The 25,712-nt window shown below is 60.6% G+C and carries 21 protein-coding genes; 4 read left to right on the top strand and 17 right to left on the bottom strand.

Features of this window, described 5'->3' with window-relative positions:
* Window positions 1-78 precede the first annotated feature (78 nt).
* Entirely contained in the window at window positions 79-1,689 is a 1,611-nt protein-coding gene (locus PMI31_RS04450) for an ATP-binding protein (RefSeq protein ID WP_008016496.1), read from the bottom strand.
* Window positions 1,686-2,408, bottom strand: a complete 723-nt coding sequence (locus PMI31_RS04445; RefSeq protein WP_008016495.1) for a response regulator — start codon at window positions 2,406-2,408, stop codon at window positions 1,686-1,688. Before PMI31_RS04445 ends, PMI31_RS04450 begins: the two co-directional genes overlap by 4 nt.
* A 740-nt stretch (window positions 2,409-3,148) precedes the next feature.
* Between PMI31_RS04445 and PMI31_RS04440 the strand changes: the two genes are divergently transcribed.
* A complete protein-coding gene (locus PMI31_RS04440; RefSeq protein WP_008016494.1) occupies window positions 3,149-6,043 on the top strand; it encodes a ribonucleoside-diphosphate reductase subunit alpha in 2,895 nt (964 codons plus the stop codon).
* A 221-nt stretch (window positions 6,044-6,264) separates the two neighbouring features.
* Here the strand turns inward: PMI31_RS04440 and pcaC are convergent, their stop codons facing one another.
* The 11 genes from pcaC to pcaR form a co-directional block, all read right to left on the bottom strand.
* Window positions 6,265-6,657 carry a 4-carboxymuconolactone decarboxylase gene (pcaC, locus tag PMI31_RS04435; RefSeq protein ID WP_008016493.1) on the bottom strand — a complete coding sequence of 131 codons (393 nt, stop codon included), beginning with the start codon at window positions 6,655-6,657 and terminating at the stop codon, window positions 6,265-6,267.
* 10 nt (window positions 6,658-6,667) lie between these two features.
* Entirely contained in the window at window positions 6,668-7,459 is a 792-nt protein-coding gene (gene pcaD, locus PMI31_RS04430; RefSeq protein ID WP_008016492.1) for a 3-oxoadipate enol-lactonase, read from the bottom strand.
* A gap of 11 nt (window positions 7,460-7,470) precedes the next feature.
* Complete coding sequence (locus PMI31_RS04425) at window positions 7,471-8,835, bottom strand: 3-carboxy-cis,cis-muconate cycloisomerase (protein WP_008016491.1); 1,365 nt, start codon at window positions 8,833-8,835, stop codon at window positions 7,471-7,473.
* Between the two features lie 45 nt (window positions 8,836-8,880).
* On the bottom strand, window positions 8,881-10,122 hold the full coding sequence (locus tag PMI31_RS04420; RefSeq protein WP_008016489.1) for an MFS transporter: 1,242 nt from the start codon (window positions 10,120-10,122) through the stop codon (window positions 8,881-8,883).
* Window positions 10,123-10,326: 204 nt separating this feature from the next.
* Window positions 10,327-10,893, bottom strand: a complete 567-nt coding sequence (gene pcaG / locus PMI31_RS04415; protein ID WP_008016488.1) for a protocatechuate 3,4-dioxygenase subunit alpha — start codon at window positions 10,891-10,893, stop codon at window positions 10,327-10,329.
* A gap of 1 nt (window position 10,894) precedes the next feature.
* On the bottom strand, window positions 10,895-11,599 hold the full coding sequence (pcaH, locus tag PMI31_RS04410; protein ID WP_008016487.1) for a protocatechuate 3,4-dioxygenase subunit beta: 705 nt from the start codon (window positions 11,597-11,599) through the stop codon (window positions 10,895-10,897).
* Between the two features lie 37 nt (window positions 11,600-11,636).
* Window positions 11,637-12,842 (bottom strand): 3-oxoadipyl-CoA thiolase, encoded by a 1,206-nt coding sequence (gene pcaF / locus PMI31_RS04405; RefSeq protein ID WP_177323549.1) that lies wholly within the window; start codon window positions 12,840-12,842, stop codon window positions 11,637-11,639.
* Complete coding sequence (locus PMI31_RS04400) at window positions 12,839-13,618, bottom strand: CoA-transferase subunit beta (RefSeq protein WP_008016484.1); 780 nt, start codon at window positions 13,616-13,618, stop codon at window positions 12,839-12,841. The genes pcaF and PMI31_RS04400 overlap by 4 nt, the downstream gene beginning before the upstream one ends.
* The gene (locus tag PMI31_RS04395) at window positions 13,618-14,475 is read right to left on the bottom strand and encodes a CoA transferase subunit A (RefSeq protein ID WP_008016482.1); all 858 of its coding nucleotides are present in this window, start codon (window positions 14,473-14,475) and stop codon (window positions 13,618-13,620) included. Before PMI31_RS04395 ends, PMI31_RS04400 begins: the two co-directional genes overlap by 1 nt.
* Window positions 14,476-14,743: 268 nt before the next feature.
* Window positions 14,744-16,090, bottom strand: coding sequence for an MFS transporter (locus tag PMI31_RS04390; RefSeq protein WP_008016481.1), 1,347 nt, complete (start codon window positions 16,088-16,090; stop codon window positions 14,744-14,746).
* A 124-nt stretch (window positions 16,091-16,214) separates the two neighbouring features.
* Complete coding sequence (gene pcaR, locus PMI31_RS04385) at window positions 16,215-17,057, bottom strand: pca regulon transcriptional regulator PcaR (protein ID WP_008016479.1); 843 nt, start codon at window positions 17,055-17,057, stop codon at window positions 16,215-16,217.
* 689 nt (window positions 17,058-17,746) lie between these two features.
* On the opposite strand from pcaR, the gene PMI31_RS04380 reads away from it, so the two are divergent.
* Window positions 17,747-17,947, top strand: coding sequence for a hypothetical protein (locus PMI31_RS04380; RefSeq protein ID WP_007986337.1), 201 nt, complete (start codon window positions 17,747-17,749; stop codon window positions 17,945-17,947).
* 376 nt (window positions 17,948-18,323) lie between these two features.
* Window positions 18,324-19,799 carry an inorganic phosphate transporter gene (locus PMI31_RS04375; protein WP_008016478.1) on the top strand — a complete coding sequence of 492 codons (1,476 nt, stop codon included), beginning with the start codon at window positions 18,324-18,326 and terminating at the stop codon, window positions 19,797-19,799.
* A 275-nt stretch (window positions 19,800-20,074) separates the two neighbouring features.
* On the opposite strand, the gene ccoM is transcribed toward PMI31_RS04375, so the two are convergent.
* From ccoM to PMI31_RS04365, 3 genes are all read right to left on the bottom strand, one after another.
* A complete protein-coding gene (ccoM, locus tag PMI31_RS31690; protein ID WP_008016477.1) occupies window positions 20,075-20,185 on the bottom strand; it encodes a cytochrome c oxidase subunit CcoM in 111 nt (36 codons plus the stop codon).
* Between the two features lie 145 nt (window positions 20,186-20,330).
* Window positions 20,331-20,492 (bottom strand): hypothetical protein, encoded by a 162-nt coding sequence (locus PMI31_RS31035; RefSeq protein ID WP_008016476.1) that lies wholly within the window; start codon window positions 20,490-20,492, stop codon window positions 20,331-20,333.
* A gap of 99 nt (window positions 20,493-20,591) precedes the next feature.
* A complete protein-coding gene (locus tag PMI31_RS04365) occupies window positions 20,592-20,927 on the bottom strand; it encodes a hypothetical protein (RefSeq protein ID WP_008016475.1) in 336 nt (111 codons plus the stop codon).
* A gap of 218 nt (window positions 20,928-21,145) precedes the next feature.
* Here PMI31_RS04365 and rapA point away from each other — a divergent pair, with 218 nt between their 5' ends.
* Window positions 21,146-23,992, top strand: coding sequence for an RNA polymerase-associated protein RapA (gene rapA, locus PMI31_RS04360; RefSeq protein ID WP_008016474.1), 2,847 nt, complete (start codon window positions 21,146-21,148; stop codon window positions 23,990-23,992).
* A 195-nt stretch (window positions 23,993-24,187) separates the two neighbouring features.
* On the opposite strand, the gene PMI31_RS04355 is transcribed toward rapA, so the two are convergent.
* Window positions 24,188-25,537: a spinster family MFS transporter gene (locus PMI31_RS04355; RefSeq protein ID WP_008016473.1), complete on the bottom strand. Its 1,350-nt coding sequence runs from the start codon at window positions 25,535-25,537 to the stop codon at window positions 24,188-24,190.
* Window positions 25,538-25,712: the final 175 nt, after the last annotated feature.

Genomic DNA, 25,712 nt, shown 5'->3' with positions numbered 1-25,712 from the left:
GCTCCTACAGGTCAGCGGCGAATTCATTCTGTAGGAGCCGGCTTGCCGGCGATGGCGGTCGAGCATCCACCGCACATCTCAGCGCTTCTCCTGATTCCTCGGCCAACTCAGGCTAAAGCACGCCCCACCCAGGCTTTTGCTCTTGCCGATCAGCGCCCGCCCGTCATGCCAATGGATGATGCGCCGCACAATGGACAGGCCTAACCCATGGCCTCCAGAAGCACGGGTGCGGCTGTCGTCGAGACGCAGGAACGGCGTAAAGATCTTCTCCCATGCCGACTCCGGCACCCCCGGCCCGTCATCCTCGATATCCACCCGGCATCGCTGCTGCCCCACCTGATAGCTGATGGTCACCCGTGATTGCGCATGGCGCATGGCATTGCTCACCAGATTCTGGATCGCCCGGTGCAGATAACGCGGCTCGGCCTCGACCCAGGCGTCGTCGTTATCGGCCGCCGACAGGCACAACCCGCGCTGTACCGTAACGTCGGCGCGCAACGGCGCCAGCTCTTCAATCACTTGATTGACCAAGGCATCCAGATCGATCCGCTGAAAGTTCAGTGCCGGAGAACCCTGCTCGAGCCGCGCGTAGGTCAGCATCTCGTCGACCAGCCGGTCGAGGTCCTCGATGTCGTGGTCCATGCCCTGGCAGTATTTTTCCAGGGCTTGTGGCGTGGTGGCCGAGCCGATCATCTCCAGGCCAAAACGCAGACGCGCCACCGGCGTGCGCAATTCGTGGGACACCGCACGTACCAGTTCGCGCTGGATCGCCAGCAACTGTTGCAAGTGCTCGGCCATGCCATTGAACGCCGACGCCAGGCGCCCCACGGAATCCGCGCCACGCGCCGGCACGCGGGTTTCCAGGCTGCCCTTGGCGATGCGCGTGGCCGCGGCCTCCAGGCCACGCAAGCGGCGCTCGAGCTGACGCACCAGCAGATAAACGATCAGGCCGATCAGCGTCAGGCCCAGCGCGGCGATCAGCACCAGCCATTCCGGGGGATAAGGATTCATCTGGTACAACGGGCCGATTTCCAGGACCCACGGCGTGCCGACCATGCCGGCAAACACCCGGATCGAATCGCCCCCCTTGCCCAGCGCCATCACCGTGTCGCCCTCGGACACCCGGCGGCTCTGGTCTTCGTCCATGTCCGCCTCGTCAACCGTGAGCAGGCGCAGATCGAAGCCAAAGCCCTTGCTTTCCTTCAATTGCGCCAGGCGCAAGGGCTGGTCGGCTACCGGGGTCCGCACCAGTTCATCGGTCAACAGGTAGATGGTCGCCCGGGCCAGTTGTTCGCTGATCTGCTGCACTTCCCCGGTGAGCATCAACTGCTCCTTGTCGCTGACCAGCTTGTATACCTTCGCCGCGTGCGGCCCGGTCTGTTCCACCAATGCCTGGCCGTGCAACACACGAGTGCGCTGGGTCAGGTCGAGGTCAGTCTCGGTAAAGGTTTTCAGTGCCAACGGAATGCCCAGCAGCCGCTCCCATACCAGCAAGGCCCGGTGGCGCTCGGTCCGGTTCATCGGTTGCAGGTTGTCGGCCATCAGCGAAAACGTGCCGTGGGCCAGGCGCTCGCGGTACTGTTCGCTACGCACCTGATTGAGCAGGTGCAACGCCAGCACACCGAGCACCGCCACCAGAATCAGCGCGGCACACATGCCGCCATAGATGCGCAGGAAGATCGAGTTCACAGGGTCTGGTCTACGCAAGCCTCGGGAACGAACAGATAGCCTTTGCTGCGCACGGTCTTGATCAGCCGTGGATGCTCCGGGTCATCGCCGATCTTCGGGCGGATGCGCGAGATGCGTACATCGATGGAGCGGTCCTGACCGTCATAGCCGATGCCCCGCAGTGCGGTAAAGATCTCTTCCCGGGAGAGGATGCGCCCGGCATTGGCCACCAATAGCCAGAGCAAGTCGAATTCGGCGCTGGTCAGCTCGATGCCGTTGCCCTGCAACCAGGCTTCGCGCAAGGCGTTGTCGACGATCAACGGGCCGAACTGCAGACGGCGCTGTTTTTCCGGGGCGACTTCGGGCGTTTCACTGCGACGCAGCAAGGCCTGGATGCGCGCCAGCAGCAGACGCGGGCGTACCGGTTTGCACACGTAGTCGTCAGCCCCCAGGTCCAGGCCGAGAATCTGGTCAGCGTCATCGGTGCGGGCGGTGAGCATCAGGATCGGGCCGTCATATCGGGCGCGGACCTTGCGGCAAATGCTCAGGCCATCTTCACCGGGGAGCATCAGGTCGAGGATCACCAGGTCCGGTTGTTCCTTGATGATGCGGTTCGCAGCGAGCGCACCATCGCCTTCGATCGATACACGCAGGCCATTGGCTTCCAGGTAATCGCGGGTCAGTTCGGCCAGTCGCTGGTCGTCCTCCACAATCAATACCTGCCAGGCTTCTTGCTCCACGGATGACCTCTGCTTGCCAAAAACACTTATAAGGAAGGATCCGCCCGTCTTTTTGTAATGATTCGGGGGGATAAATATGTATACACGCTGGGCCGATTGTATAAACGCCGCCCGTCGAGAACACAAGCGGGGAAATGCGTTCGGACAATAGGGTTTTTTGTGATAGGGTTCGCGCCCTTAAAAATCCGAACGAGCATTTTCGATCGTAGAAAATCGCTGAAAAAAGGTCCGGTCCAGCAGTGTCGCGGCCTACACGCCGGTTCCCTCTTTCACACACAATTTACGCACAGGTTTATCCACAGGCAGTACGTTGCAATCCCCCCCTAAAACGCATTATCTTGTAGCCCGGCGCTAAAAAAACCCTAGATATGGGGTTTTGCGCAAAAAACCAAACACAAACCAGACACCAATTTCAAGCGCTATTATTGCCTCTGTCCGGTTGAACCAAACGTATTTTCGAAAGACCAAACCGCGCGTGCGGATGGCTACTGTATTTCGGCCCCGAGTGGTGAAAACGGTACGGGTGTTGCAGTCCCGACTGTCACCTGCAATGGATCCCGGTTTCAGGCCCAAGGCGTGAAACCAAAGACTTCGGCATGGAAGCGGCGCCCGATAAAGCCCCCTTCCTACTGTCCCGAAGTTGTTATGCCCGGCGCTCGCCGGTTGTAGTGCTTCAGGACGGAACGGTGGGCACCGTGATGGTGCCCAAACAAACATAGAGAATGTGGAGACACTCCCCCATGCAAACCGACACAACTCGCGAGAACCCGCAGGGCACCTTGCCGCCGGCCGCTGATTCGAATTCGGATCTGTCCGCCACCGCGCCTGGCCAACTGCGCGTGATCAAGCGTAACGGCACTGTCGTTCCCTACACCGATGACAAAATCACCGTCGCCATCACCAAAGCGTTTCTCGCAGTTGAGGGCGGCACCGCTGCCGCCTCGTCGCGAATCCACGACACCGTTGCCCGCCTGACCGAACAGGTCACCGCGACCTTCAAGCGTCGCATGCCATCGGGCGGCACCATCCACATCGAAGAAATCCAGGATCAGGTCGAACTGGCCCTGATGCGTGCCGGCGAGCAGAAAGTGGCTCGCGACTACGTGATCTACCGTGATGCCCGTTCCAAGGAACGTGCCGTGCGTGCGCCGGCCGAGGAAGCGGTCAACGCTCACCCGTCGATCCGCATCACCCGTGCCGACGGCAGCCTGGCGCCGCTGGACATGGGCCGCCTGAACACCATCGTCACCGAAGCGTGCGAAGGCCTGGAAGAAGTCGACGGCGACCTGATCCAGCGCGAAACCCTGAAGAACCTGTACGACGGCGTGGCCCTGAACGACGTCAACACCGCTCTGGTGATGACTGCCCGTACCCTGGTTGAACGCGAGCCGAACTACTCGTTCGTGACCGCGCGCCTGCTGATGGACACCCTGCGTGCCGAAGGCCTGGGCTTCCTCGGCGTGGCCGAAAGCGCCACTCACCACGAAATGGCCGACCTGTACGCCAAGGCACTGCCGGCCTACGTCGCCAAAGGTATCGAGTTCGAACTGCTGAACCCTGTGCTGGCCGAATTCGACCTGGAAAAACTGGGCAAGGCGATCAACCACGAGCGCGACCAGCAATTCACCTACCTGGGCCTGCAGACCCTGTACGACCGCTACTTCATCCACAAGGATGGCGTGCGCTTCGAACTGCCGCAGATCTTCTTCATGCGTGTGGCCATGGGCCTGGCGATCGAAGAGAAAGCCCGTGAAGACCGTGCCATCGAGTTCTACAACCTGTTGTCGTCCTTCGACTACATGGCGTCGACCCCGACCCTGTTCAACGCCGGCACCCTGCGTCCACAGCTGTCGAGCTGCTACCTGACCACCGTGCCGGACGACCTGTCGGGCATCTACCACGCGATCCACGACAACGCCATGTTGTCGAAATTCGCCGGCGGCCTGGGCAACGACTGGACCCCGGTTCGCGCGTTGGGCTCGTACATCAAGGGCACCAATGGCAAATCCCAGGGCGTCGTGCCGTTCCTGAAAGTGGTCAACGACACCGCCGTTGCCGTTAACCAGGGTGGCAAGCGCAAAGGCGCTGTCTGCGCCTACCTGGAAACCTGGCACATGGACATCGAAGAGTTCATCGAGCTGCGCAAGAACACCGGTGATGACCGTCGCCGTACCCACGACATGAACACCGCCAACTGGATCCCTGACCTGTTCATGAAGCGCGTCTTCGATGACGGCAAGTGGACCCTGTTCTCGCCGTCCGAAGTGCCGGATCTGCACGACCTGACCGGCAAGGCCTTCGAAGAGCGCTACGAGTACTACGAAGCCCTGACCGAGTACCCGGGCAAGGTCAAGCTGTTCAAGACCATCCAGGCCAAAGACCTGTGGCGCAAGATGCTGTCCATGCTGTTCGAAACCGGCCACCCATGGCTGACTTTCAAAGACCCGTGCAACCTGCGCAGCCCGCAGCAGCACGTCGGCGTGGTCCACAGCTCGAACCTGTGCACCGAGATCACCTTGAACACCAACAAGGACGAGATCGCCGTTTGCAACCTGGGCTCGATCAACCTGCCGAACCACATCGTCGACGGCAAGCTGGACACCGCCAAGCTGCAACGCACCGTGAACACCGCCGTGCGCATGCTCGACAACGTGATCGACATCAACTACTACTCGGTGCCGCAAGCGAAGAACTCCAACTTCAAGCACCGTCCGGTCGGCCTGGGCATCATGGGCTTCCAGGACGCGCTGTACCTGCAGCACATTCCTTACGGTTCCGACGCTGCCGTCGAGTTCGCCGACAAGTCGATGGAAGCGGTCAGCTACTACGCGATCCAGGCTTCCTGCGACCTGGCAGACGAGCGTGGCGCTTACGACACGTTCCAGGGTTCGCTGTGGTCCAAAGGCATCCTGCCGCTGGATTCGCAACAAATCCTGATCGAGCAGCGTGGCCAGAAGTACATCGACGTTGACCTGAACGAATCCCTGGACTGGGCTCCGGTTCGCGCCCGTGTACAGAAAGGCATTCGTAACTCCAACATCATGGCCATCGCACCGACCGCGACCATCGCCAACATCACCGGCGTCTCGCAGTCGATCGAACCGACCTACCAGAACCTGTATGTGAAATCGAACCTGTCGGGCGAATTCACCGTGATCAACCCGTACCTGGTTCGCGACCTGAAGGCTCGCGATCTGTGGGACTCGGTCATGATCAACGACCTGAAGTACTACGACGGTTCGGTGCAGCAGATCGAGCGCATCCCGCAAGAACTCAAAGAGCTCTACGCGACTGCATTCGAAGTGGATACCAAGTGGATCGTCGACGCCGCCAGCCGTCGTCAGAAGTGGATCGACCAGGCTCAGTCGCTGAACCTGTACATCGCCGGCGCTTCGGGCAAGAAGCTGGACGTGACCTACCGCATGGCCTGGTACCGTGGTCTGAAGACCACTTACTACCTCCGTGCCCTGGCTGCAACCAGCACCGAGAAGTCGACCATCAACACCGGCAAGCTGAACGCTGTTTCCAGCGGCGGCAACCACGGTGAAGATTCGGTCCTGGCAGCGCCAGCCGGCCCTGCTCCAGTACCGAAGGCTTGCGCCATCGACGAGCCGGATTGCGAAGCTTGCCAATAAGCTGAGCCGGTAAGCGTCGCAAGACGCTTACTAGAAACCCCCGATCAGCCTCTGGCGGGTCGGGGGTTTTCTTTTGCCGTGTAGGAGCGAGCTTGCTCCGGGCGGCGATCCGACGATGGTCTTGAGGGCGCCGCGTGAATCCAGACAGCACGTGTTATCGTTAACGACCATCGCGAACAAGCTCAAGATGGCGTCGGCTCAAGCAACAAAAATCGCCGGATCTACTCCCGCGACTCAACCCCCAACTCATCCCACACCGACTCGGCCAAGTGGAACGTCGCATTGGCTGCCGGAATCCCGCAATAGATGGCGCTCTGCATGATCACTTCCTTGATCTCGCCACGGCTGACACCGTTGTTGGCCGCAGCGCGCAGGTGCAGTTTGAGTTCACCCTCGCGATTCATGCCGATCAGCATGGCGATGGTGATCAGGCTGCGGGTATGGCGCGGCAGGCCCTCGCGGGTCCAGATGTCGCCCCAGGCATGGCGGGTGATCATCTCCTGAAACTCCGAGTTGAACTCGGTCAGGGTGGTCAGGCTGCGGTCGACATGAGCGTCGCCCAGTACCGCGCGACGGACTTTCATACCTTCGTCGTAACGTTGTTTCTCGTCCACGGAATTTCCCTCAACGAGCCAGCAGGAACGCCAGTACGCGTTCGCTGAAATCAGCGCCGGCCTGCACGTTGGACAGGTGCGCAGCATAGAATTCGGCGTATTCGGCGCCCTGCACATGCTCCTGAATGAAATGCCCGCCGGATGGCGGCGTGACCGCGTCTTCTGTACCGGCAACCACCAGCAGCGGCACCTTGATCGAAGACAATTGATCGCGGAAATCCGCATCGCGCACGGCCGCACAGTTGGCCGCATAACCTTCGGGCGAGGTGGCCGCCAGCATGTCGGTAATCTGCTTGGCCGCCGCCGGGTTGGCCTCGGAGAAATCCGGGGTGAACCAGCGGGCGATCGACGCATCGCGCAGGGCAACCATGGCCGCCTGACCATCCCGCAGCACCATGTCGATACGCGGGTCCCATACCGATGGATCGCCGATTTTCGCCGCGGTATTGCACACCACCAGCTTGTTCAGGCGCTCGCCGGCATTGATGCCCAGCCACTGGCCGATCAGCCCGCCCATGGACAGACCGCAGAAATGCGCGCGCTCAATGTGCAAGGCATCCAGCAACGCCAGCACGTCGTGGCCCAGTTGCTCGATGCTGTAAGACCCCGGCGTTACCAAAGACTGGCCATGGCCGCGGGTGTCGAAACGCAGCACGCGAAAATGCTCGGAGAACGCCGGGATTTGCGCATCCCACATGTGCAGGTCTGTGCCCAGGGAGTTGGACAACACCAGCACCGGCGCATCGACCGGTCCATCGAGTTGATAATGCAGTTCGCCCTCGGCGAGTTGTACAAAAGCCACAGCAGTCTCCTTCAGGCAGTCAATGCAGAATGTTCAGCCACCGCCCGCTCGACCCAGGTTTTGGCCTGGCCGAGGTAATGGGCGGGGTCCAGCAGATGATCGAGTTCTTCAGCCGACAGTTCGGCCGTTACTTGCGGCTCGTCGCCGAGTACCGCGCGCAGATGACGTTGTTCGGCCACGGCACGTTTGCAGCATTGCTCCAGCAGATGATGCGCGGTGTCGCGCCCAACCCGTTGCGCCAGGACGATGCTCACTGCTTCGGCGAGTACCAGCCCCTGGGTCAAATCGAGGTTACGGGCCATGCGCCCGGCATCCACTTCCAGTCCTTGGGCGATCAACAGCGCCTGCTGCAAGCTACCCGACACCAGGCAGCAAATTTCCGGCAGGGTTTCCCACTCGGCATGCCACAGGCCGAGGCTGCGCTCGTGCTCCTGGGGCATGGCGCTGAACAGCGTCGAGAGCAAACCGGGTACGCGCGTCGCCGTGCCGATCAGCACCGCCGCGCCCACCGGATTGCGCTTGTGCGGCATGGTCGAGGAACCACCCTTGCCCGGTGCCGAGGGTTCGAACACTTCGGCGGCCTCGGTTTGCATCAACAGGCTGACGTCGCGACCGAGCTTGCCGAGACTGCCGGCGATCAGGCCGAGTACCGCAGCGAACTCCACCACGCGGTCACGCTGGGTATGCCATGGCTGATCGGGCAAGGTCAGTTGCAGTTCTTCGGCCAGCGCCCGGGCAATCGGCATGGCCTGTTCCCCTAAGGCCGCCAGGGTCCCGGAAGCACCGCCGAATTGCAGCACCAGCAGCCGGGGTTTGAGTTCGGCCAGGCGTTGGCGGCTGCGTGTCACCGCCCCTAGCCAGCCAGCGATTTTCATGCCGAGGGTGACGGGCGTTGCGTGTTGCAACCAGGTGCGCCCGGCCAGCGGCGTGGCCGCATAACGTTGGGCCTGCGTCGCAAGGGTCTGGCCCAGTTGCGCCAGATCGCTTTCGATCAGTGCCAGTGCACGGCGCAGTTGCAGCACCAGGCCGCTGTCCATCACATCCTGACTGGTCGCGCCCAGATGCACGTAACGTTCGGCCTCGACATCGGTGGCCGCGATCTGCTTGCCCAGCGCCTTGACCAACGGAATCGCCGAGTTACCCGCCGTGGCAATCGCCTCGCCCAACGCTGCAAAGTCGTAGAGTCTGGCGCTGCAAGCCGCTTCAATCGGCGCGACAGCACTCGACGGAATCAACCCGACCCGCGCTTCGGCCCGGGCCAGTGCCGCTTCGAAATCAAGCATGGCCTGGACCCGGCCCTGATCGCAAAACACGTCGCGCATATCGCGGGCAGTGAAATAGGCATCGAACAATTGATTGCCCGGTCGCTGGTTCATAAACAATTCCTGGAGGCGCGGGCCGCTACGGCCCGCGCGAGAAGATCAAAGGTCGTGATGCAGGTACGCGGCCTGTTTCGGCAGACGCAGGCTGAACAGGAACGCCACCGCCATCATCACCGTGACGTACCAGTAAAAGGAGTTTTCCATCCCCCCGGCCTTGAGGCTCAAGGCCACGTATTCAGCCGAACCGCCGAAGATCGCATTCGCCACCGCATACGCCAGGCCGACACCCAGTGCACGCACCTCTGGCGGGAACATCTCGGCTTTCACCAGGCCACTGATGGAGGTGTAGAAACTGACGATCGCCAGCGCCAGGGTAATCAACACAAAGGCCAGGAACGGACTGCCGACACTTTTCAGGCTCAACAGGATCGGTACGGTGAACAGTGTGCCGAGGGCGCCGAACCAGAGCATCGAGTTACGCCGGCCGATCTTGTCGGCGAGCATGCCGAAAACCGGTTGCATGCACATATAGAGGAACAGCGCGCCGGTCATGATGTAGCTGGCGGTCTTGGCCGGCATGCCGGCGGTGTAACCCAGTACGGTGATGAACGCGGCTTTATGGTCGCGGAACAGTGCGCTGATGCTGCCGGCGTCCTTGTTCTCGCGCATTTCCTTGCTGGTGGTTTCTTTCAGCGAACGGCGCAGATAAAGCGAAACGAGCGCCGCCATGGCACCCACCACGAATGGAATCCGCCAACCGTAGGCTCGCAACTCGTCTTCACTGAGAAACTGCTGCAGGATCACCACGACCAATACCGCCAGCAGTTGCCCGCCAATCAGCGTCACGTACTGGAACGAAGCGAAGAAACCACGCTGCCCCTTGAGGGCGACTTCACTCATGTAGGTGGCGGTGGTGCCATACTCGCCACCGACCGACAGGCCCTGCAACAAACGCGCAAACAGCAACAGAATCGGCGCCCAGATCCCGATGCTGCTGTAGGTCGGCAGGCAAGCGATCAGCAACGAGCCGAAGCACATCATCAGAATCGAGATCACCATCGAATTCTTGCGCCCGTGCCTGTCTGCCAAGCGACCGAAAATCCAGCCGCCAATCGGTCGCATCAGGAATCCGGCGGCAAACACGCCCGCAGTATTGACCAACTGCACCGTGGGGTTGTCGGAGGGGAAAAAGGCCGGCGCGAAATAGAGCGCACTGAACGCGTAAACATAGAAGTCGAACCATTCGACCAGGTTGCCGGACGAGGCGCCGACAATGGCAAAGATCCGTTTTCTGCGCTCTTCGCCGGTATATAGCGCGGGTGTAGCGGTTGGTGTTGTCATTGTTTTTCACTCAATGGGGACAGTGAGAGTCTAGACACACTTTGCAACAGTCCCGTTCCACAGATGGATCAGCAACCTATATCCCTTGTAGGAGCTGGCTTGCCAGCGATGGTCGTCAACGATTACGCGTATCGATGGATTGACCGTGTCGCTCTCGCGTCCTTCGCTGGCAAGCCAGCTCCTACAAGGTGTTGCGGTGTTCACTCAATAATCGAAGAACACCGTCTCGGCATCGGTACCCTGCAGAACCACATTCCACTGGTACACACCGCTCGCATCCTTTTTCGCCAACAAAGTACCCCGACGCTCGGCCGGCACGCACTCCAGCAGCGGATCGTTCACATTCGCCGCCTCGCCCTCAAAGTAAATCCGTGTCAGCAGGTGCTTCACCAGGCCACGGGCAAACACCAGCACCACCAGGTGCGGTGCCTGAGTCGTGCCTTTGAGCCCCTCAACCGTGCCCGGCTTGATGGTGGTGAAGCGAAAGCGTCCTTCGGCATCCACCGGCACCCGACCAAAGCCTTCGAAGTTCGGGTCCAGGGGTTTGTCCTGGTCGTCTTCGGGGTGGTCATACTTGCCGGCGGCGTTGGCCTGCCAGACTTCCAGCATCGCGTCGTTGACGATGTCGCCATTGCCGTCGACCACTTGCCCGGTGATCGCCACGCGCTCGCCAAGGGTTTGTTCGACGGTCAGGTTTTCGCGGTTCAGCCAGGTCAGGCCGATGTGGTAGTACGGCCCGACGGTGTGGGACGTGGTCGCAGTCAGCGTCATCTTATTTCTCCATCGGCGTGGCATCGCGGCCGCGCAATACGATGTCCCAGCGATAACCGAGGGCATAGGAAGGGATGGTTTTTTCCAGATCGAACGTGGCGATCAAACGCTCTTTGGCGCTGGTATCGGGCACACAGTTGTAGATCGGGTCGTACGCCAGCAGCGGGTCACCCGGGAAATACATCTGCGTCACCAGGCGCGTCAGAATGCTCGGCCCGAACAGCGAGAAGTGGATGTGCGCCGGGCGCCACGCATTGTGGTGGTTACCCCATGGATAAGCGCCGGGCTTGATGGTCTGGAACTGATACAAGCCATCGGCGTCGGTCACGGTGCGGCCGGTGCCAGTGAAATTCGGGTCCAGCGGAGCATCGTGCAAGTCGCGAGCATGGGCGTAGCGACCGGCGGCGTTGGCCTGCCAGATCTCTACCAGAATCCCCGGCACCGGCAGACCGTTTTCATCCAGTACGCGGCCGTGAATGATGATGCGCTCACCCTGTGGCTGCCCCTCATGCTGGGCGGTCAGGTCGTTATCCTTCTCGTTGACGCGCTCGGCACCGATGGTCGGCCCGGTGATTTCCGACAATGAATGGGGCAGGAACACCAACGGCTTGGACGGCGAGCGCAGATTGGTGGATTGATAGGTCGGATGCAGGTATTCCGGCTGAGTGCCCGCCTGCGGGCGGCGGTATCCAGGCTTGTCAGTCATTACACTTTCCTCAGTTCTTGTTAGCCGACGGGGTGTGTCAGACCCGTTCGATCGCCAAAGCCAGACCTTGGCCGACGCCGACGCACATGGTCGCCAGACCTTTCTTGCCACCGGTTTTTTCCAACTGATGCAACGCAGTCAACACCAGTCGCGCGCCGCTCATGCCCAACGGATGACCCAAGGCAATCGCGCCACCGTTCGGGTTGACCTGGGCCGCGTCATCCGCGATCCCCAGTTCACGCAGTACCGCCAAGCCTTGGCTGGCGAAGGCTTCGTTGAGTTCGATCACGTCGAAATCGCTGACCGCCACACCGAGGCGCTCGGTCAGTTTACGCACCGCCGGCACCGGGCCGATGCCCATCACCCGCGGCGCAACACCGGCGCTGGCCATGCCCAGCACTTTGGCGCGGGCGGTCAGGCCGTGTTTCTTCACGGCTTCGGCCGAGGCCAGGATCAGCGCCGCGGCGCCATCGTTCACTCCGGAGGCGTTGCCGGCGGTGACGGTTTTGTCGGGGCCGTTGACCGGTTTGAGTCTGGTCAGGGCTTCCAGGGTGGTGTCGGCGCGAGGATGCTCGTCCTGGCTGACCACGGTTTCACCCTTCTTGTGGGCAATCCGTACTTCGACAATTTCTTCGGCGAAGAACCCGACGGCTTGCGCGGCGGCGGTGCGTTGTTGACTGCGCAGGGCAAAGGCGTCCTGATCTTCGCGGGACACTTTATAGTCGTCAGCCACGTTGTCGGCAGTCTGTGGCATCGCATCCACGCCGTACTGGGCTTTCATCAGCGGGTTGATGAAGCGCCAGCCGATGGTGGTGTCTTCCAGCTTCATGTTGCGCGAAAACGCTGCATCGGCCTTGCCCATCACGAACGGCGCGCGGGACATCGACTCGACGCCGCCGGCAATCGCCAGTTCCATCTCGCCGCTGGCGATGGCGCGGAACGCGGTGCCGATAGCATCCATGCCCGAAGCGCAGAGACGATTGAGGGTCACGCCGGGAATGGTTTCCGGCAGCCCGGCCAGCAGCAGCGCCATGCGCGCGACATTGCGGTTGTCTTCGCCGGCCTGGTTGGCGCAGCCGAGGAACACCTCGTCCACCGCGTTCCAGTCCACCGACGGATTGCGCTCGATCAAGGCCTTGATCGGCACGGCGGCCAGGTCGTCGGCACGCACCGTCGACAGACCACCGCCGAAACGGCCGATGGGGGTACGAATCGCATCGCAGATATAAACGTCACGCATCACGCTTCTCCGGGGGCTTGGCCGTGGGCGGCAGCGGTACGAGCTTCGAGATCACGCAGCGCGGTCAGTTCGACCTCGGTCGGCTCGGCGGTTTGCTCAACGTTGTCGGCAAAACGGATGGCCCAACCGGTGGCGGCAACCACTTGCTCACGGGTCACGCCCGGGTGCAGCGCGGTGACTACGAATTCGTGGGTACCCTCCTCCGGCTCCATGATGCACAGGTCGGTGATGATCCCGACCGGGCCTGCGCCCGGCAGGCCGAGACGCTTGCGCGAATCACCGCCCTCGCCATGGCCGACCGAGGTAATGAAGTCGAGTTTATCGACGAACGAACGCGCCGACTGCTTGAGGATGATCAGCACACTCTTGGCGGAACCGGCAATTTCCGGCGCGCCACCGGCACCTGGCAGGCGTACTTTCGGCGCGTGATAATCGCCGACCACAGTGGTGTTGATGTTGCCGAAACGATCGACCTGCGCCGCGCCGAGGAAGCCGACGTCGATGCGTCCGCCCTGCAGCCAGTAACGGAAAATCTCGCCGGTCGGGACCACGGTGTCGGCGGTTTCCGCCAACTCACCGTCACCGATCGACAATGGCAGTACGGTCGGCTTGGCACCGATCGGACCCGATTCATAGATCAGTACCACATCCGGAGAGGACGTCAGGCGCGCCAGGTTGGCCGCTTTCGACGGCAGGCCGATGCCGACGAAGCACACCGAACCGTTCTTCAAACGGCGAGCGGCGGCAACGGTCATCATTTCATTGGTGGTGTAAGTCATTACTTCGCCTCCGAAGCGGCGGCCAGTTTGGCCTGGAACTCGCTGAAGTCAGCGCTGCCGTGGATGTATTCGTTGATCCACGCGGTGAAGGTTTCACGGTCGCGGGCAATCGGATCCCAGGCCTGGTAGAAACGGTTGTCGCGCTCGGTGTAACCGTGGGCGTAGGACGGATGCGCACCACCAGGTACGTGGCACACAGCGCTCAAGGCCCAGGTGGGCAGCACGCAAGCGTTCATTGGCGCATTGAGGTCGTCGACGATTTCTTCAACGGTGACGATGCAGCGCTTGGCGGCCAGTGCGGCCTCTTTCTGCACGCCGAGGATGCCCCAGAGCAGCACGTTGCCCTTGCGGTCGGCTTTCTGCGCGTGAATCACGGTAATGTCCGGGCGCACCGAAGGCACGGCGGCCAGCACTTCACCAGTGAACGGGCAAGTCACCGATTTGATCAACGGGTTGACCTTCGGCAAATCGGAACCGGCGTAGGCACGCAGGACCGCGAACGGCAGGCCGGAAGCGCCGGCGACGTAGGCATTGGCCAGGTCGGCATGGCTGTGTTCTTCGATCTCCAGCGCATGCGGCCACTGTTTCTCCACTGCGTCACGCAGGCGATGCAGGGAACCGACACCCGGGTTGCCGCCCCAGGAGAAAATCAGCTTGCGGGCACAACCGGCACCGATCAACTGGTCGTAGATCAAGTCAGGGGTCATCCGCACCAGGGTCAGGTCTTTCTTGCCCTGACGAATGATTTCGTGACCCGCCGCCGTCGGGATCAGGTGGGTAAAGCCTTCGAGCGCGACCGTATCGCCGTCGTTTACGAATTGCTTCACCGCGTCGTGCAGCGAAAGGATTTCAGCCATTGGGGCAGGCTCCCGTTTATTGTTAACCGACAGTGGAAGAAGGCGCCGATGCGCAGCGCCGGAATGACTGAAGGTTAAGCTTCTGAAAAAGGCCAAACAATCCGATAATCGACTGAGCGTTCGATTATCGAACACATTGTTGTCTGGCTACCTATCCCCAAAAGCATCACGAGCAAGCCCACTCCCACAAGGATCACACTTATCCCTGTGGGAGCGGGCTTGCCCGCGATGAGGCCCGAGAAGTCACTGCAAAATCCGGGAATCAGCCTCAGGTCGCATCCGCATGACTGACCATGCCCTTGATCACCACCGCCGTGGTCGCCAGTGCCGCCGGAATCACCAGCGCCGTCAGCACTTGCTCGAAGTTCCAGCCCAACCCCAGCAGCGTCGCGCCCATCCACGCCCCGAGGATGGCGCCGAAGCGGCCGATCCCGAGCATCCACGACACCCCGGTGGCTCGCCCCTGAGTCGGATAAAATCGCGCAGCCAGCGACGGCATTGCCGATTGCGCACCGTTGACACACATCCCGGCCACCAGCACCAGCGTCGCCAGCAGCGCGATGTTGCCCAGGCTCTGCCCTACCGCGTAGGCAAACACCCCGGCCAGCAGGTAGAAAGTGCCGATGACCTTGTGCGGATTGAACCGGTCCATCGCCCAGCCCACGCCCACCGCACTCAACACGCCACCGAACTGGAACAGTGCACCGATGAAGGCGGCCTGTTCCATACTCGCGCCACTGTCACGCATCAGCGTCGGCAGCCAACTGGTCAGCAGGTAAACGATCACCAAGCCCATGAAGTAGGTCAGCCATAACAGCAAGGTGCCGACGCTGTAGGTGCCGGAGAAAATCACCGCGAACACATTGCGCGCCTTCACGGTTTTCTGTTCCGGCACGCTGAAACTGGATGCCTGGGCCACCACTGTCGGGTCAATCGGCGCCAGTGCCTTGCGCACTTTGTCCGTACCGCGGTTACGCACCACCAGGTAACGCGCCGACTCCGGCAGCCAAAGCAGCAAAACGACGGCGAGGATCAGTGGCAGAACTCCGCCGATCAGCAGCAGGCTGTGCCAGCCAAAGGCCGGAATGAGCTTGGCCGAGATAAATCCGCCGCCGGCCATGCCGAGGTTGAAACCGCAGAACATGCTGGTCACCAGCAGGGACTTCTTGCGCTCCGGGGTGTATTCCGACAGCAGGGTCGTGGCATTCGGCATGCCGGCGCCCAAACCCAGGCCGGTCAGGAAGCGCAACACCAGCAACTGATCGACATTGCTGCTGTAGGCCGAGGCCAGGCTGAAGGCGCCGAACAAAAGCACCGCCCCGACCAATACGACTTTCCGCCCGAAGCGATCAGCCAAAGGACCGGAGCCCAGTGCACCGAAGACCATGCCGATCAAGGCTGCACTCATTACCGGGCCAAGACTGGCACGATCGATCCCCCAATCCTGAGACAGCGCCGGCGCGATGAAGCCCATGGCCGCGGTATCGAGGCCGTCGAGAAAGACAATCAGAAAACACAGGATCACCACCCGCCACTGGTAGCGCGATATGGGTTGGGTGTTGATGAAGGACTGCACGTCGAGGCAGTTTCCTACAGCAGACTGAGGCTGGTTCATTATTTTTATTCCGTGGATCACAGTCGAAAAGGGGCCAGCCGGGGCTGACGCAGTCGCGACAGTAATGATCCACAGGAAACAGCGTCAATTCGCCAAACGCGACTCTGTGCGTTTATCGAACAGCTTAGGAGAACAACTGGGTACTCAGGTCGCGACTGGCACTCAGCAGGCCAGGCAGAAAACGCTGTTCCAGTTCATTGCGGCTGACTCGCCCGGCGTGAGTGCTGACATTGAGGGCCGCGACCACCTGGCCGGAGGCGTCATACACCGGGACGGCAATCGAACGCAGCCCTTGCTCGAGTTCCTGGTCGACGATGCACCAGCCTTGCTGTCGCACCTCTTGCAGGCATTCGAGCAGTGCCTCGGGGGTGTGAATCGTACGGCTGGTCTTGGCCTGCAATTCGGCGTGATCGAGGTATTCGCCCAGCGAAGTGTCATCCAGCGCGGCCAGCAGAATCCGTCCCATCGACGTGCAATAGGCCGGCAGGCGCCCGCCCACCGACAGGTCCACCGAAATCAGGCGCTGGGTGGTCGCGGAGCGGGCAATGTACAGAATGTCATCACCTTCCAGAGTCGCCATGTTGCAGGCCTCGTGCAGTTGCTCGCTCATGCGGTCCAGGTACGGCTGGGCGGAAACCGCCAGCGGTGTTGATGACACATAGGCATGGCCGAGGGTCAGCACTTTGGGCAGCAGCGAATAGGTGCGGCCGTCGGTGGTGGCGTAGCCGAGCTTGATCAGGGTGTGCAGGCAACGTCGCACGGCGGCGCGGGGAATTTCCGTGCGGTGACTGATCTGGGCGATGGTCAGGTGCCGTTTGCGCTCCTGAAACGCTTGCACCACGGCCAGGCCACGGGCCAGAGACGTCATGAAATCCGGGTCGCCGGTCAGTGCCTGGATCCGTTTGGCCGGTGAGGCAACGATGGGGGGAGCCACTGAAGCGAAGGAATTGCGCATTTGATCGTTCATACAAGGTCCTTTTACCCACTCGGATCAGCGACTATTACAAAGGGCTGCCGCCTGGCACTCAAGCCCGGCCCGCCATCTCCGGGCGATTATCGAACGCTCGACCGATAATCGCAATCCACCGTGCCAATCACCCGATCCGCTGATGTCCGTTTTTTCACTGAGTCACGAACCTCTGCTTACATCGACTCGACACAGGACTTAATGAGGCAATCCAAATACCGTAACTTGTTCGACTTAACGACGTCAGAAAGGCATCTCGGTAATGTGGTATCAGTCGACGTTCCAGTGAATCGCAAGTTTTGAGCAACAAAACGGTCACACACCAGGATTCACTTTTAACTCTTTGGAGATAGTGTTCTTCAAATCGGCCGCTATAATACAATTCAGTAGCGCTTCGGTTTTTTACTTGCCGAACCCGCTGCCCGGCAATGCGATGTTCCATCGCCGTTGCCCGTAGCAAGCGCCAGATCCGCACTGCACAGCCTTGCCAGTGCGCTTGCTGAAACAGGGAACTGAAGCTACGTCAGCTATTTATCTCTGGTGTCGTAGCCGCCTGTGACATGGAAGTATTGATCACGCCGTTGCCAAAACGATGCCTTGACCGGCATTGCCCATCCGATGAACGTGATCATTCGATTTGATACAGCGCGTTTTCACCAGAATTTATCCAAACTCAATCAGGTAGCACTGTGACGAAAGACGAACTGCGCGCGGAACTAGAGCGCCAGGAACAACGTTACAAGGAAGTTTACGGCGGAGAAGTCACCACTTACGCCGCTCAACCCGAACCGGAACGTAAACCCTGGCGTAAACGCGCCACCGTTCAGGATCAGGTTTTCCAGCAAGAACTTCAAAAAATGGAAAAGGAACTCAAAGCCGAAGAGCCGTGACTGCTTTGGCCTGATCCTTACAAGGGCTTGCCTCTGCACCCGTTAAAAGCGGGATGTATTGATGTTGCCTTGCGTGCCCGCTACAAGCGGGCAGCGGCCATCACCGCCTTGGAATCAGGCGGATTTCTGATATCGGACCTATTTCTCAGATTTTTCGTACGACCATTCAAGCCCCTCTTGCCGGGGCGTGAAGGTTTTGTGACGGCGAACTTTTCCAACAAAATCAATCACTTAAAAAACACAGCAAAAGCCTGGGTTTTTAGGTGCTGCGGCAAAAAAAATCGTTGAAGAATGTAACCGATGAGCAGCTAGTGCATTGATTAGCAGTCTTTTCTGGCATAATCGCGCCCCCTTATGACCGGGTCAGAAAACCTTCATGATCGATTTATTCAGCGGACTGGATGCTTGGGTGCTTGTGAGCCTCTTGCTCGCCCTGGCCTTTGTCCTCGCTTTCGAGTTCATCAACGGCTTTCATGACACCGCTAACGCGGTGGCTACCGTTATCTACACCAAAGCCATGCCGCCTCACCTGGCGGTGTTCTTCTCCGGTGTGTTCAACTTCCTCGGCGTGCTGCTGGGCGGGGTTGGCGTGGCGTATGCCATCGTCCACCTGCTGCCGGTAGAACTGCTGATCAATGTGAATACCGGTCACGGACTGGCCATGGTGTTCTCGTTGCTCGCCGCAGCCATCACCTGGAACCTGGGCACCTGGTACTTCGGTATCCCTGCCTCCAGCTCCCACACGCTGATCGGTTCGATCCTCGGCGTGGGCCTGGCCAACGCCCTGATCAACGAAATTCCGTTGGCCGACGGGGTGAACTGGCAAAAGGCGATCGATATCGGCATGTCGCTGGTGTTCTCGCCAATGGCCGGCTTCCTGATCGCCGCGCTGATCCTGATCGGTCTTAAATGGTGGCGTCCGCTGTCGAAGATGCACAAGACGCCGGAACAGCGCCGCAAGATCGACGACAAGAAACACCCGCCGTTCTGGAATCGCCTGGTATTGGTGATCTCGGCCATGGCTGTGAGTTTCGTGCACGGTTCCAACGATGGCCAGAAAGGTATCGGCCTGATCATGCTGGTGCTGATCGGTATCGTGCCGGCCCAGTTCGTCCTCGACCTGAACAGCACAACTTATCAGATCGAGCGGACTCGCGACGCGACCCTGCACCTGAACCAGTTCTACCAGCGCAACTCCGAAACCCTGGGCGAGTTCCTGGCCCTGGGCAAGAGCCTGGATGGCGACTTGCCGGAGAAGTTCCGTTGCAACCCGCAACAGACCGAACCGACCATTACCGCCCTGCTTGGCACCCTCAATGGTGTAGCCGACTACCATTCGCTGTCGGCGGAAAGCCGTATCGAAGTACGTCGTTACCTGCTCTGCCTGGACGACACCGCGAAGAAAGTCAGCAAGCTGCCAACACTCGGGGCGCGTGAAAAGGCTGACCTGGACAAGTTGCGCAAAGACCTGACCACGACCACTGAATACGCCCCGTTCTGGGTGATTCTGGCGGTAGCACTGGCCCTGGGCCTGGGCACCATGGTCGGCTGGAAACGCGTGGTACTGACCATTGGCGAGAAGATCGGCAAGCAAGGCATGACTTACTCCCAAGGCATGTCGGCGCAGATCACCACTGCCAGCCTGATCGGCATGGCGAACATCTTCAGCCTGCCGGTTTCCACCACCCACGTGCTGTCCTCCGGCGTGGCGGGCACCATGGTCGCCAACAAAAGCGGCCTGCAAGGTGGCACCGTCAGAACCATCCTGCTGGCCTGGGTGTTGACCCTGCCAGCCACCGTGGCCCTGTCGGCCGGGTTGTTCTGGCTGGCTTCGAAGGCACTGGGTAGTTGATACAGCTGCATCGAAAAAGGCGCGCTCCGCAAGGACCGCGCCTTTTTTATATCCGCCAATCGCAAAAAATCACTGTAGGAGCGAGCTCTGCTCGCGATGACCGCAAGGACAACGCGTACATTCAGGCAGCCCGCGTCATCGTTGGCGTCCATCGCGAGCAGAGCTCGCTCCTACAGGGTTACGTGTTTACCGACAGTTTTTCGCAGGCAAAAAAAAGGGCAACCGAAGTTGCCCAAAATGCCTTGCGTGCTCATTACATCCAGAAAGACCTGCGGTTACTTCCGCTTGTGCGAATCCTTCCAGATAAAAAATCCGAACCCTGCAAAAAAAACCAACATGAGGCTGACAGTCAGCACCCCGGCGATCACCACGTTGTCGAAAAACATGACGCGTCTCCTGCACTTGCCCTGTTGCGATAGGGCTAAGTTAACCAAACGGGCAGGAGAGAATATTGACCGGGATCAATGTCGCCCGAGACCGGGCAAGAGGAAGGGAAAAGTTTGACCCGCATCAATGAATGCGGGGTGGGGGTCAGCGTTTTTTCGGTTTGTTTTTCGGCTTTTTTTTGGCCTTGCCCAACGGCATGGCCTGCTCGAATGCCTGGCGAACTTCATTGAGCCGCTTGTCATTGAGGTCATGAACACGCTTGGCGCGCTCAGCATTGAGGTCAATCAGTTTGTCGTCTTGGCTCATGGCGGTCAGTGCATCGCTTGAAATGAGTGTCAGCCGCCGTAGCGTTCGGCAACCCTGCGCCAATAATGCGGCCTGACGACCGCGCTGACCAGCCTGCGCTCAAATCTCGATATCGACCCACAGCCCCTGCCGCGGCTGATCTTCCATCAGTGGCACCACCGGCACGGTGTTGTCGGCATTGAGTTCATCGCCGGGAATCGCCAGGTGAGCCTCGGGGTCATTATCGACTTCACGACGGCGCCGCTCCTGCTTGCGGCGCTGCTCCTCGCGCAGCACTGCCCCGTCCTCTTCAGGATTGCGCTTTTGCAGGTCAATGGTGCTTTCACTGGAGCTTTCCTGCACCGGCACCACCGGTGGGATATCCGGCCGCTGGCGGATCGGGTCGGTTTGTGACGTGATCGGCACGGCACTCAGGGGGAGCATCGGTGGCAGCATGGTTTTCGGTCTCCTGTCAGCAGGCTGTCGGCTGCGGGGATGGCGACTTGAGCCATCGGTCGCAAACTGTGACTCAATTGGCACTCATCAGTGCGCTGAGCGGCGCGTCATGCATACGTGGGCTAACGTAAGACTGTGAGTTTTTCTGAGAGTCCTTTGGCCCTGAAGCCCTCATTCCGTTAAGATAGCCCGCTTTTTCAAGGTGGGAGTCAGGCAGCATGGCGCAGCAGTATCAACCGGGACAACGCTGGATCAGTGACAGCGAAGCCGAGCTGGGTTTAGGCACCGTTCTGGCACAGGACGGCCGCTTGTTGACCGTGCTCTACCCGGCCACTGGCGACACTCGCCAGTACGCGCTACGGAATGCGCCTCTTACCCGCGTGCGGTTTTCGCCGGGTGACACCATCACGCACTTCGAAGGCTGGAAACTGATCGTCCGCGAAGTCGACGACATTGATGGCCTGCTGGTTTACCACGGCCTCAACGGGCAGAACGACGTGGTCACCCTGCCGGAAACCCAACTGTCGAACTTCATCCAGTTCCGCCTGGCCAGCGACCGTCTGTTCGCCGGCCAGATCGACCCGCTGGCCTGGTTCTCCCTGCGTTATCACACCCTGGAACATACCAGCCGCCAGTTGCAGTCCTCCCTTTGGGGCCTGGGCGGCGTGCGTGCACAACCGATCGCGCACCAGTTGCACATTGCCCGTGAAGTCGCCGACCGTATCGCACCTCGGGTTCTGCTGGCCGACGAAGTGGGCCTGGGCAAAACCATCGAAGCCGGCCTGGTGATCCATCGCCAATTGCTCTCGGGCCGTGCCAGCCGTGTGCTGATCCTGGTTCCGGAAAACCTGCAGCACCAGTGGCTGGTAGAGATGCGCCGTCGCTTCAACCTGCAGGTTGCGCTGTTCGACGAAGAGCGCTTCATCGAAAGCGATGCCAGCAACCCGTTCGAAGACACCCAGCTCGCACTGGTCGCCCTTGAGTGGCTGGTGGACGACGAGAAAGCCCAGGACGCGCTGTTCGCGGCAGGCTGGGACTTGCTGGTGGTCGACGAAGCTCACCACCTGGTGTGGCACGAAGATCAGGTCAGCCCTGAATACTCGCTGGTCGAGCAACTCGCCGAAACCATTCCCGGCGTGCTGCTGCTGACCGCCACTCCGGAACAACTGGGCCAGGACAGCCACTTCGCTCGTCTGCGCCTGCTCGACCCGAACCGTTTCCACGACCTGCAGGCCTTCCGCGCCGAGAGCGAAAACTATCGCCCGGTGGCTGAAGCCGTTCAGGAGCTGCTGGACAAGGGACGCCTTTCGCCGCAAGCGCACAAGACCATCCACGGTTTCCTCGGTAACGAAGGCGAAGCACTGCTGGCCGCCGTCAACGATGGCGACACCGAAGCCAGCGCCCGCCTCGTGCGCGAATTGCTCGACCGTCACGGCACCGGCCGCGTGCTGTTCCGTAACACCCGCGCCGCCGTGCAGGGTTTCCCGGAGCGCAAGCTGCACCCGTACCCGCTGCCATGCCCGGATGAATACCTCGAACTGCCGTTGGGCGATCACGCCGAGCTGTACCCGGAAGTCAGCTTCCAGGCCCAACCGGATGCCAGCGAAGAAGAACGCTGGTGGAAATTCGACCCGCGTGTCGAATGGCTGATCGATCAGCTGAAGATGCTCAAACGCACCAAAGTGCTGGTGATCTGCGCCCACGCCGAAACCGCCATGGACCTGGAAGACGCCCTGCGCGTACGCTCCGGCATTCCGGCCACGGTGTTCCACGAAGGCATGAACATCCTCGAACGTGACCGCGCCGCCGCCTACTTCGCCGACGAAGAGTTTGGCGCGCAAGTACTGATCTGCTCGGAAATCGGCAGTGAAGGTCGCAACTTCCAGTTCTCCCATCACCTGGTGCTGTTCGACCTGCCGTCCCACCCGGACCTGCTGGAACAACGTATCGGTCGACTGGACCGGATCGGTCAGAAACACGTCATCGAACTGCATGTGCCTTACCTGGAAACCAGCCCCCAAGAGCGCCTGTTCCAGTGGTACCACGAAGCACTGAATGCCTTCCTCAACACCTGCCCGACCGGCAACGCCTTGCAGCACCAGTTCGGCCCGCGCCTGCTGCCGCTGCTCGAAGAAGCCGACGATGTCGAATGGCAGGCGCTGATCGACGAAGCCCGCACCGAGCGTGAGCGCCTGGAAGCCGAGTTGCACACCGGCCGCGACCGTTTGCTGGAGCTGAACTCCGGTGGCGCGGGCGAAGGCGATGCACTGGTGGAAGATATCCTTGAGCAGGACGATCAGTTCGCGCTGCCGATCTACATGGAAACCCTGTTTGACGCCTTTGGCATCGACAGCGAAGACCACTCGGAAAACGCGCTGATCCTCAAGCCGAGCGAAAAAATGCTCGACGCCAGCTTCCCGCTGGGCGACGACGAAGGCGTGACCATCACCTACGACCGTAACCAGGCGCTGTCTCGCGAAGACATGCAGTTCATCACCTGGGAGCACCCGATGGTTCAGGGCGGCATGGATCTGGTGCTGTCCGGCTCCATGGGCAACACCGCCGTGGCGCTGATCAAGAACAAGGCACTCAAACCGGGCACCGTATTGCTGGAACTGTTGTATGTCAGCGAAGTGGTCGCCCCGCGCTCACTGCAACTGGGCCGCTACCTGCCGCCGGCCGCCCTGCGCTGCCTGCTTGATCCCAATGGCAACGACCTGGCGGCCCGTGTGTCGTTCGAAACCTTGAACGATCAGCTCGAAAGCGTGCCGCGTGCCAGCGCCAACAAGTTCATCCAGGCCCAGCGCGACCAGCTGACGCCACGGATCAATGCCGGCGAAGCGAAGATCCTGCCTCGCCACACTGAGCGTGTCGCCGAGGCGCAGCGTCGCCTGGCCGCCGATACCGAAGAAGAACTGGCGCGCCTGACCGCGTTGCAAGCGGTCAACCCGACCGTGCGCGACAGCGAACTGGTTGCCCTGCGCAATCAACGCGAGCAAGGCCTGGCCATGCTCGACAAGGCTGCGCTGCGACTGGAAGCGATCCGGGTGCTGGTGGCGGGTTAAGTCCCCTGCCCACTGGTAAAAAAGAAGGCCCGCAGCGATGCGGGCCTTTTTATTTGTCTGATTCCTGTAGTGATGCGGATGGCCTCATCGCGGGCAAGCCCGCTCCCACAGTGGTCGGTGTCGAACACAAATCCTGTGAACAACACCAAACCTGTGGGAGCGGGCTTGCTCCGGGCGGCGCTCCGACGAAAGCGATCAGGCCGTCGCCACAGAACCTTCAGGCTCAACCACCGCCACCAACCCTTCCTTCATCCGCATGGCATCGCGCACAAAACACCGCGAAGCCAGGAACAGAAACACCACGGTAAAAAACAGCGCCACCGGAATCAGGTACATCGCATCATGCAGGCCGACCGCCTTGAACGCCTCGGTCATCTGCCCGGCACCCGCCGCCAGCATCGCCGAGTGGGCAAAGTGATCTGACAAGGCCCCGACCACGACCGGTCCCAGGCCCCCGCCCAACAGATACAACCCGGCAAAGAACAATGCCATGGCCGTCGCCCGCAACCGCGGCTCCACCACATCCTGAATCGCCGTGTACACGCAAGTGTAGAAGTTGTACGCGAACAGCCAGCCGACGCTGAATACGGCGACAAACACACCGATCTCGATGCGCCCGGAATGCAGCGCCCACGCGGTGCAGGCCGTCGAAATCATCAGGCTGAACGCCGCAAACAACAGCCGCCCGTTGGCAATCCGCTGGTGAATCTTGTCTGCGATCCAGCCACCGAGGGTCAGGCCGACCAACCCGGTCACACCGACAATGACTCCGGTGGCGACCGCGGCATCCTGCAACGGCATGAGGAAATACCGTTGCAACATCGGCACCAGAAACGAGTTGCAGGCATAGGTGGCGAAGTTGAAACAGAGGCCCGCCATCACCAGCCACAGGAAGGTCGGCACAGCCAATACCCGACAGATCGGCCGATCGATCTTTTCCTGCGACACCTGAACGCTCTCGGCGGCGCCGCGCTTCGGTTCCTTGATGAAAAACATGAAGATCGCGAGGATCAGCCCGGGCACCGCCGCGATAAAGAACGGCGCGCGCCAGCTATCGAACGCCTTGACCATCGCGCCGATGGTGAAGAACGCCAGCAACAGCCCCAATGGCAGCCCGAGCATGAAGATGCCCATGGCCCGCGCCCGGCGGTGCGCCGGAAACAAGTCGCCAATCAGCGAGTTGGCGGCTGGCGCGTAACTGGCCTCGCCGATGCCGATCCCCATGCGCACGATCAAAAAGCTCCAGAAGCTGCCCACCATACCGTTGACGGCGGTCAACCCGCTCCACACCGCCAGCCCCCAGCCCATCAGCTTGCTGCGCGAGCCGGTATCGGCCATCCGCCCCAATGGCAAGCCGGCAATGGCGTAGACGATGGTGAAGGCCGTACCGATGATCCCCAACTGGAAATCGCTGAGGTGCCATTCCATGCGAATGGGCTCGATGATGATGGCCGGGATGGTACGGTCGAAAAAATTGAACAGGTTGGCCAGGAACAACAGGAACAGGATGCGCCAGGCATTGGCCGCTTGGGTCGAGTTCTGCATGGGTCCGTCTCTTTTATTGTTTTTGGGGCGTCACTGTCCCCGGACTTTGCAATCTAGACAGGCCGGCCACACCTGTCTTTCATTATTCGCCAGGCTGATACCAACCCATGGCGCACAACCTGTAGGAGCGGGCTTGCTCGCGAAAAGGCTGGCACATTCAATACAAGCGGTGACT

It is taken from the genome of Pseudomonas sp. GM55 (assembly GCF_000282395.1).
Taxonomy (GTDB): domain Bacteria; phylum Pseudomonadota; class Gammaproteobacteria; order Pseudomonadales; family Pseudomonadaceae; genus Aquipseudomonas; species Aquipseudomonas fluorescens_CC.
This window is presented reverse-complemented; position numbering and strand designations above follow the sequence as displayed.

Excerpts from the sequence above, each read along its gene's own strand:
- PMI31_RS04440 (WP_008016494.1), top strand. The coding sequence starts at position 3,149 with ATGCAAACCGACACAACTCGCGAGAACCCGCAGGGCACCTTGCCGCCG.
- PMI31_RS04365 (WP_008016475.1), bottom strand. The coding sequence starts at position 20,927 with ATGCTGCCACCGATGCTCCCCCTGAGTGCCGTGCCGATCACGTCACAA.
- pcaH (WP_008016487.1), bottom strand. The coding sequence starts at position 11,599 with ATGACTGACAAGCCTGGATACCGCCGCCCGCAGGCGGGCACTCAGCCG.
- PMI31_RS04375 (WP_008016478.1), top strand. The coding sequence starts at position 18,324 with ATGATCGATTTATTCAGCGGACTGGATGCTTGGGTGCTTGTGAGCCTC.
- pcaG (WP_008016488.1), bottom strand. The coding sequence starts at position 10,893 with ATGACGCTGACTGCGACCACGTCCCACACCGTCGGGCCGTACTACCAC.
- PMI31_RS04390 (WP_008016481.1), bottom strand. The coding sequence starts at position 16,090 with ATGAACCAGCCTCAGTCTGCTGTAGGAAACTGCCTCGACGTGCAGTCC.
- ccoM (WP_008016477.1), bottom strand. The coding sequence starts at position 20,185 with ATGTTTTTCGACAACGTGGTGATCGCCGGGGTGCTGACTGTCAGCCTC.
- PMI31_RS04420 (WP_008016489.1), bottom strand. The coding sequence starts at position 10,122 with ATGACAACACCAACCGCTACACCCGCGCTATATACCGGCGAAGAGCGC.
- PMI31_RS04400 (WP_008016484.1), bottom strand. The coding sequence starts at position 13,618 with ATGACTTACACCACCAATGAAATGATGACCGTTGCCGCCGCTCGCCGT.
- PMI31_RS04355 (WP_008016473.1), bottom strand. The coding sequence starts at position 25,537 with ATGCAGAACTCGACCCAAGCGGCCAATGCCTGGCGCATCCTGTTCCTG.
- pcaR (WP_008016479.1), bottom strand. The coding sequence starts at position 17,057 with ATGAACGATCAAATGCGCAATTCCTTCGCTTCAGTGGCTCCCCCCATC.
- PMI31_RS31035 (WP_008016476.1), bottom strand. The coding sequence starts at position 20,492 with ATGAGCCAAGACGACAAACTGATTGACCTCAATGCTGAGCGCGCCAAG.
- rapA (WP_008016474.1), top strand. The coding sequence starts at position 21,146 with ATGGCGCAGCAGTATCAACCGGGACAACGCTGGATCAGTGACAGCGAA.
- PMI31_RS04425 (WP_008016491.1), bottom strand. The coding sequence starts at position 8,835 with ATGAACCAGCGACCGGGCAATCAATTGTTCGATGCCTATTTCACTGCC.
- PMI31_RS04395 (WP_008016482.1), bottom strand. The coding sequence starts at position 14,475 with ATGGCTGAAATCCTTTCGCTGCACGACGCGGTGAAGCAATTCGTAAAC.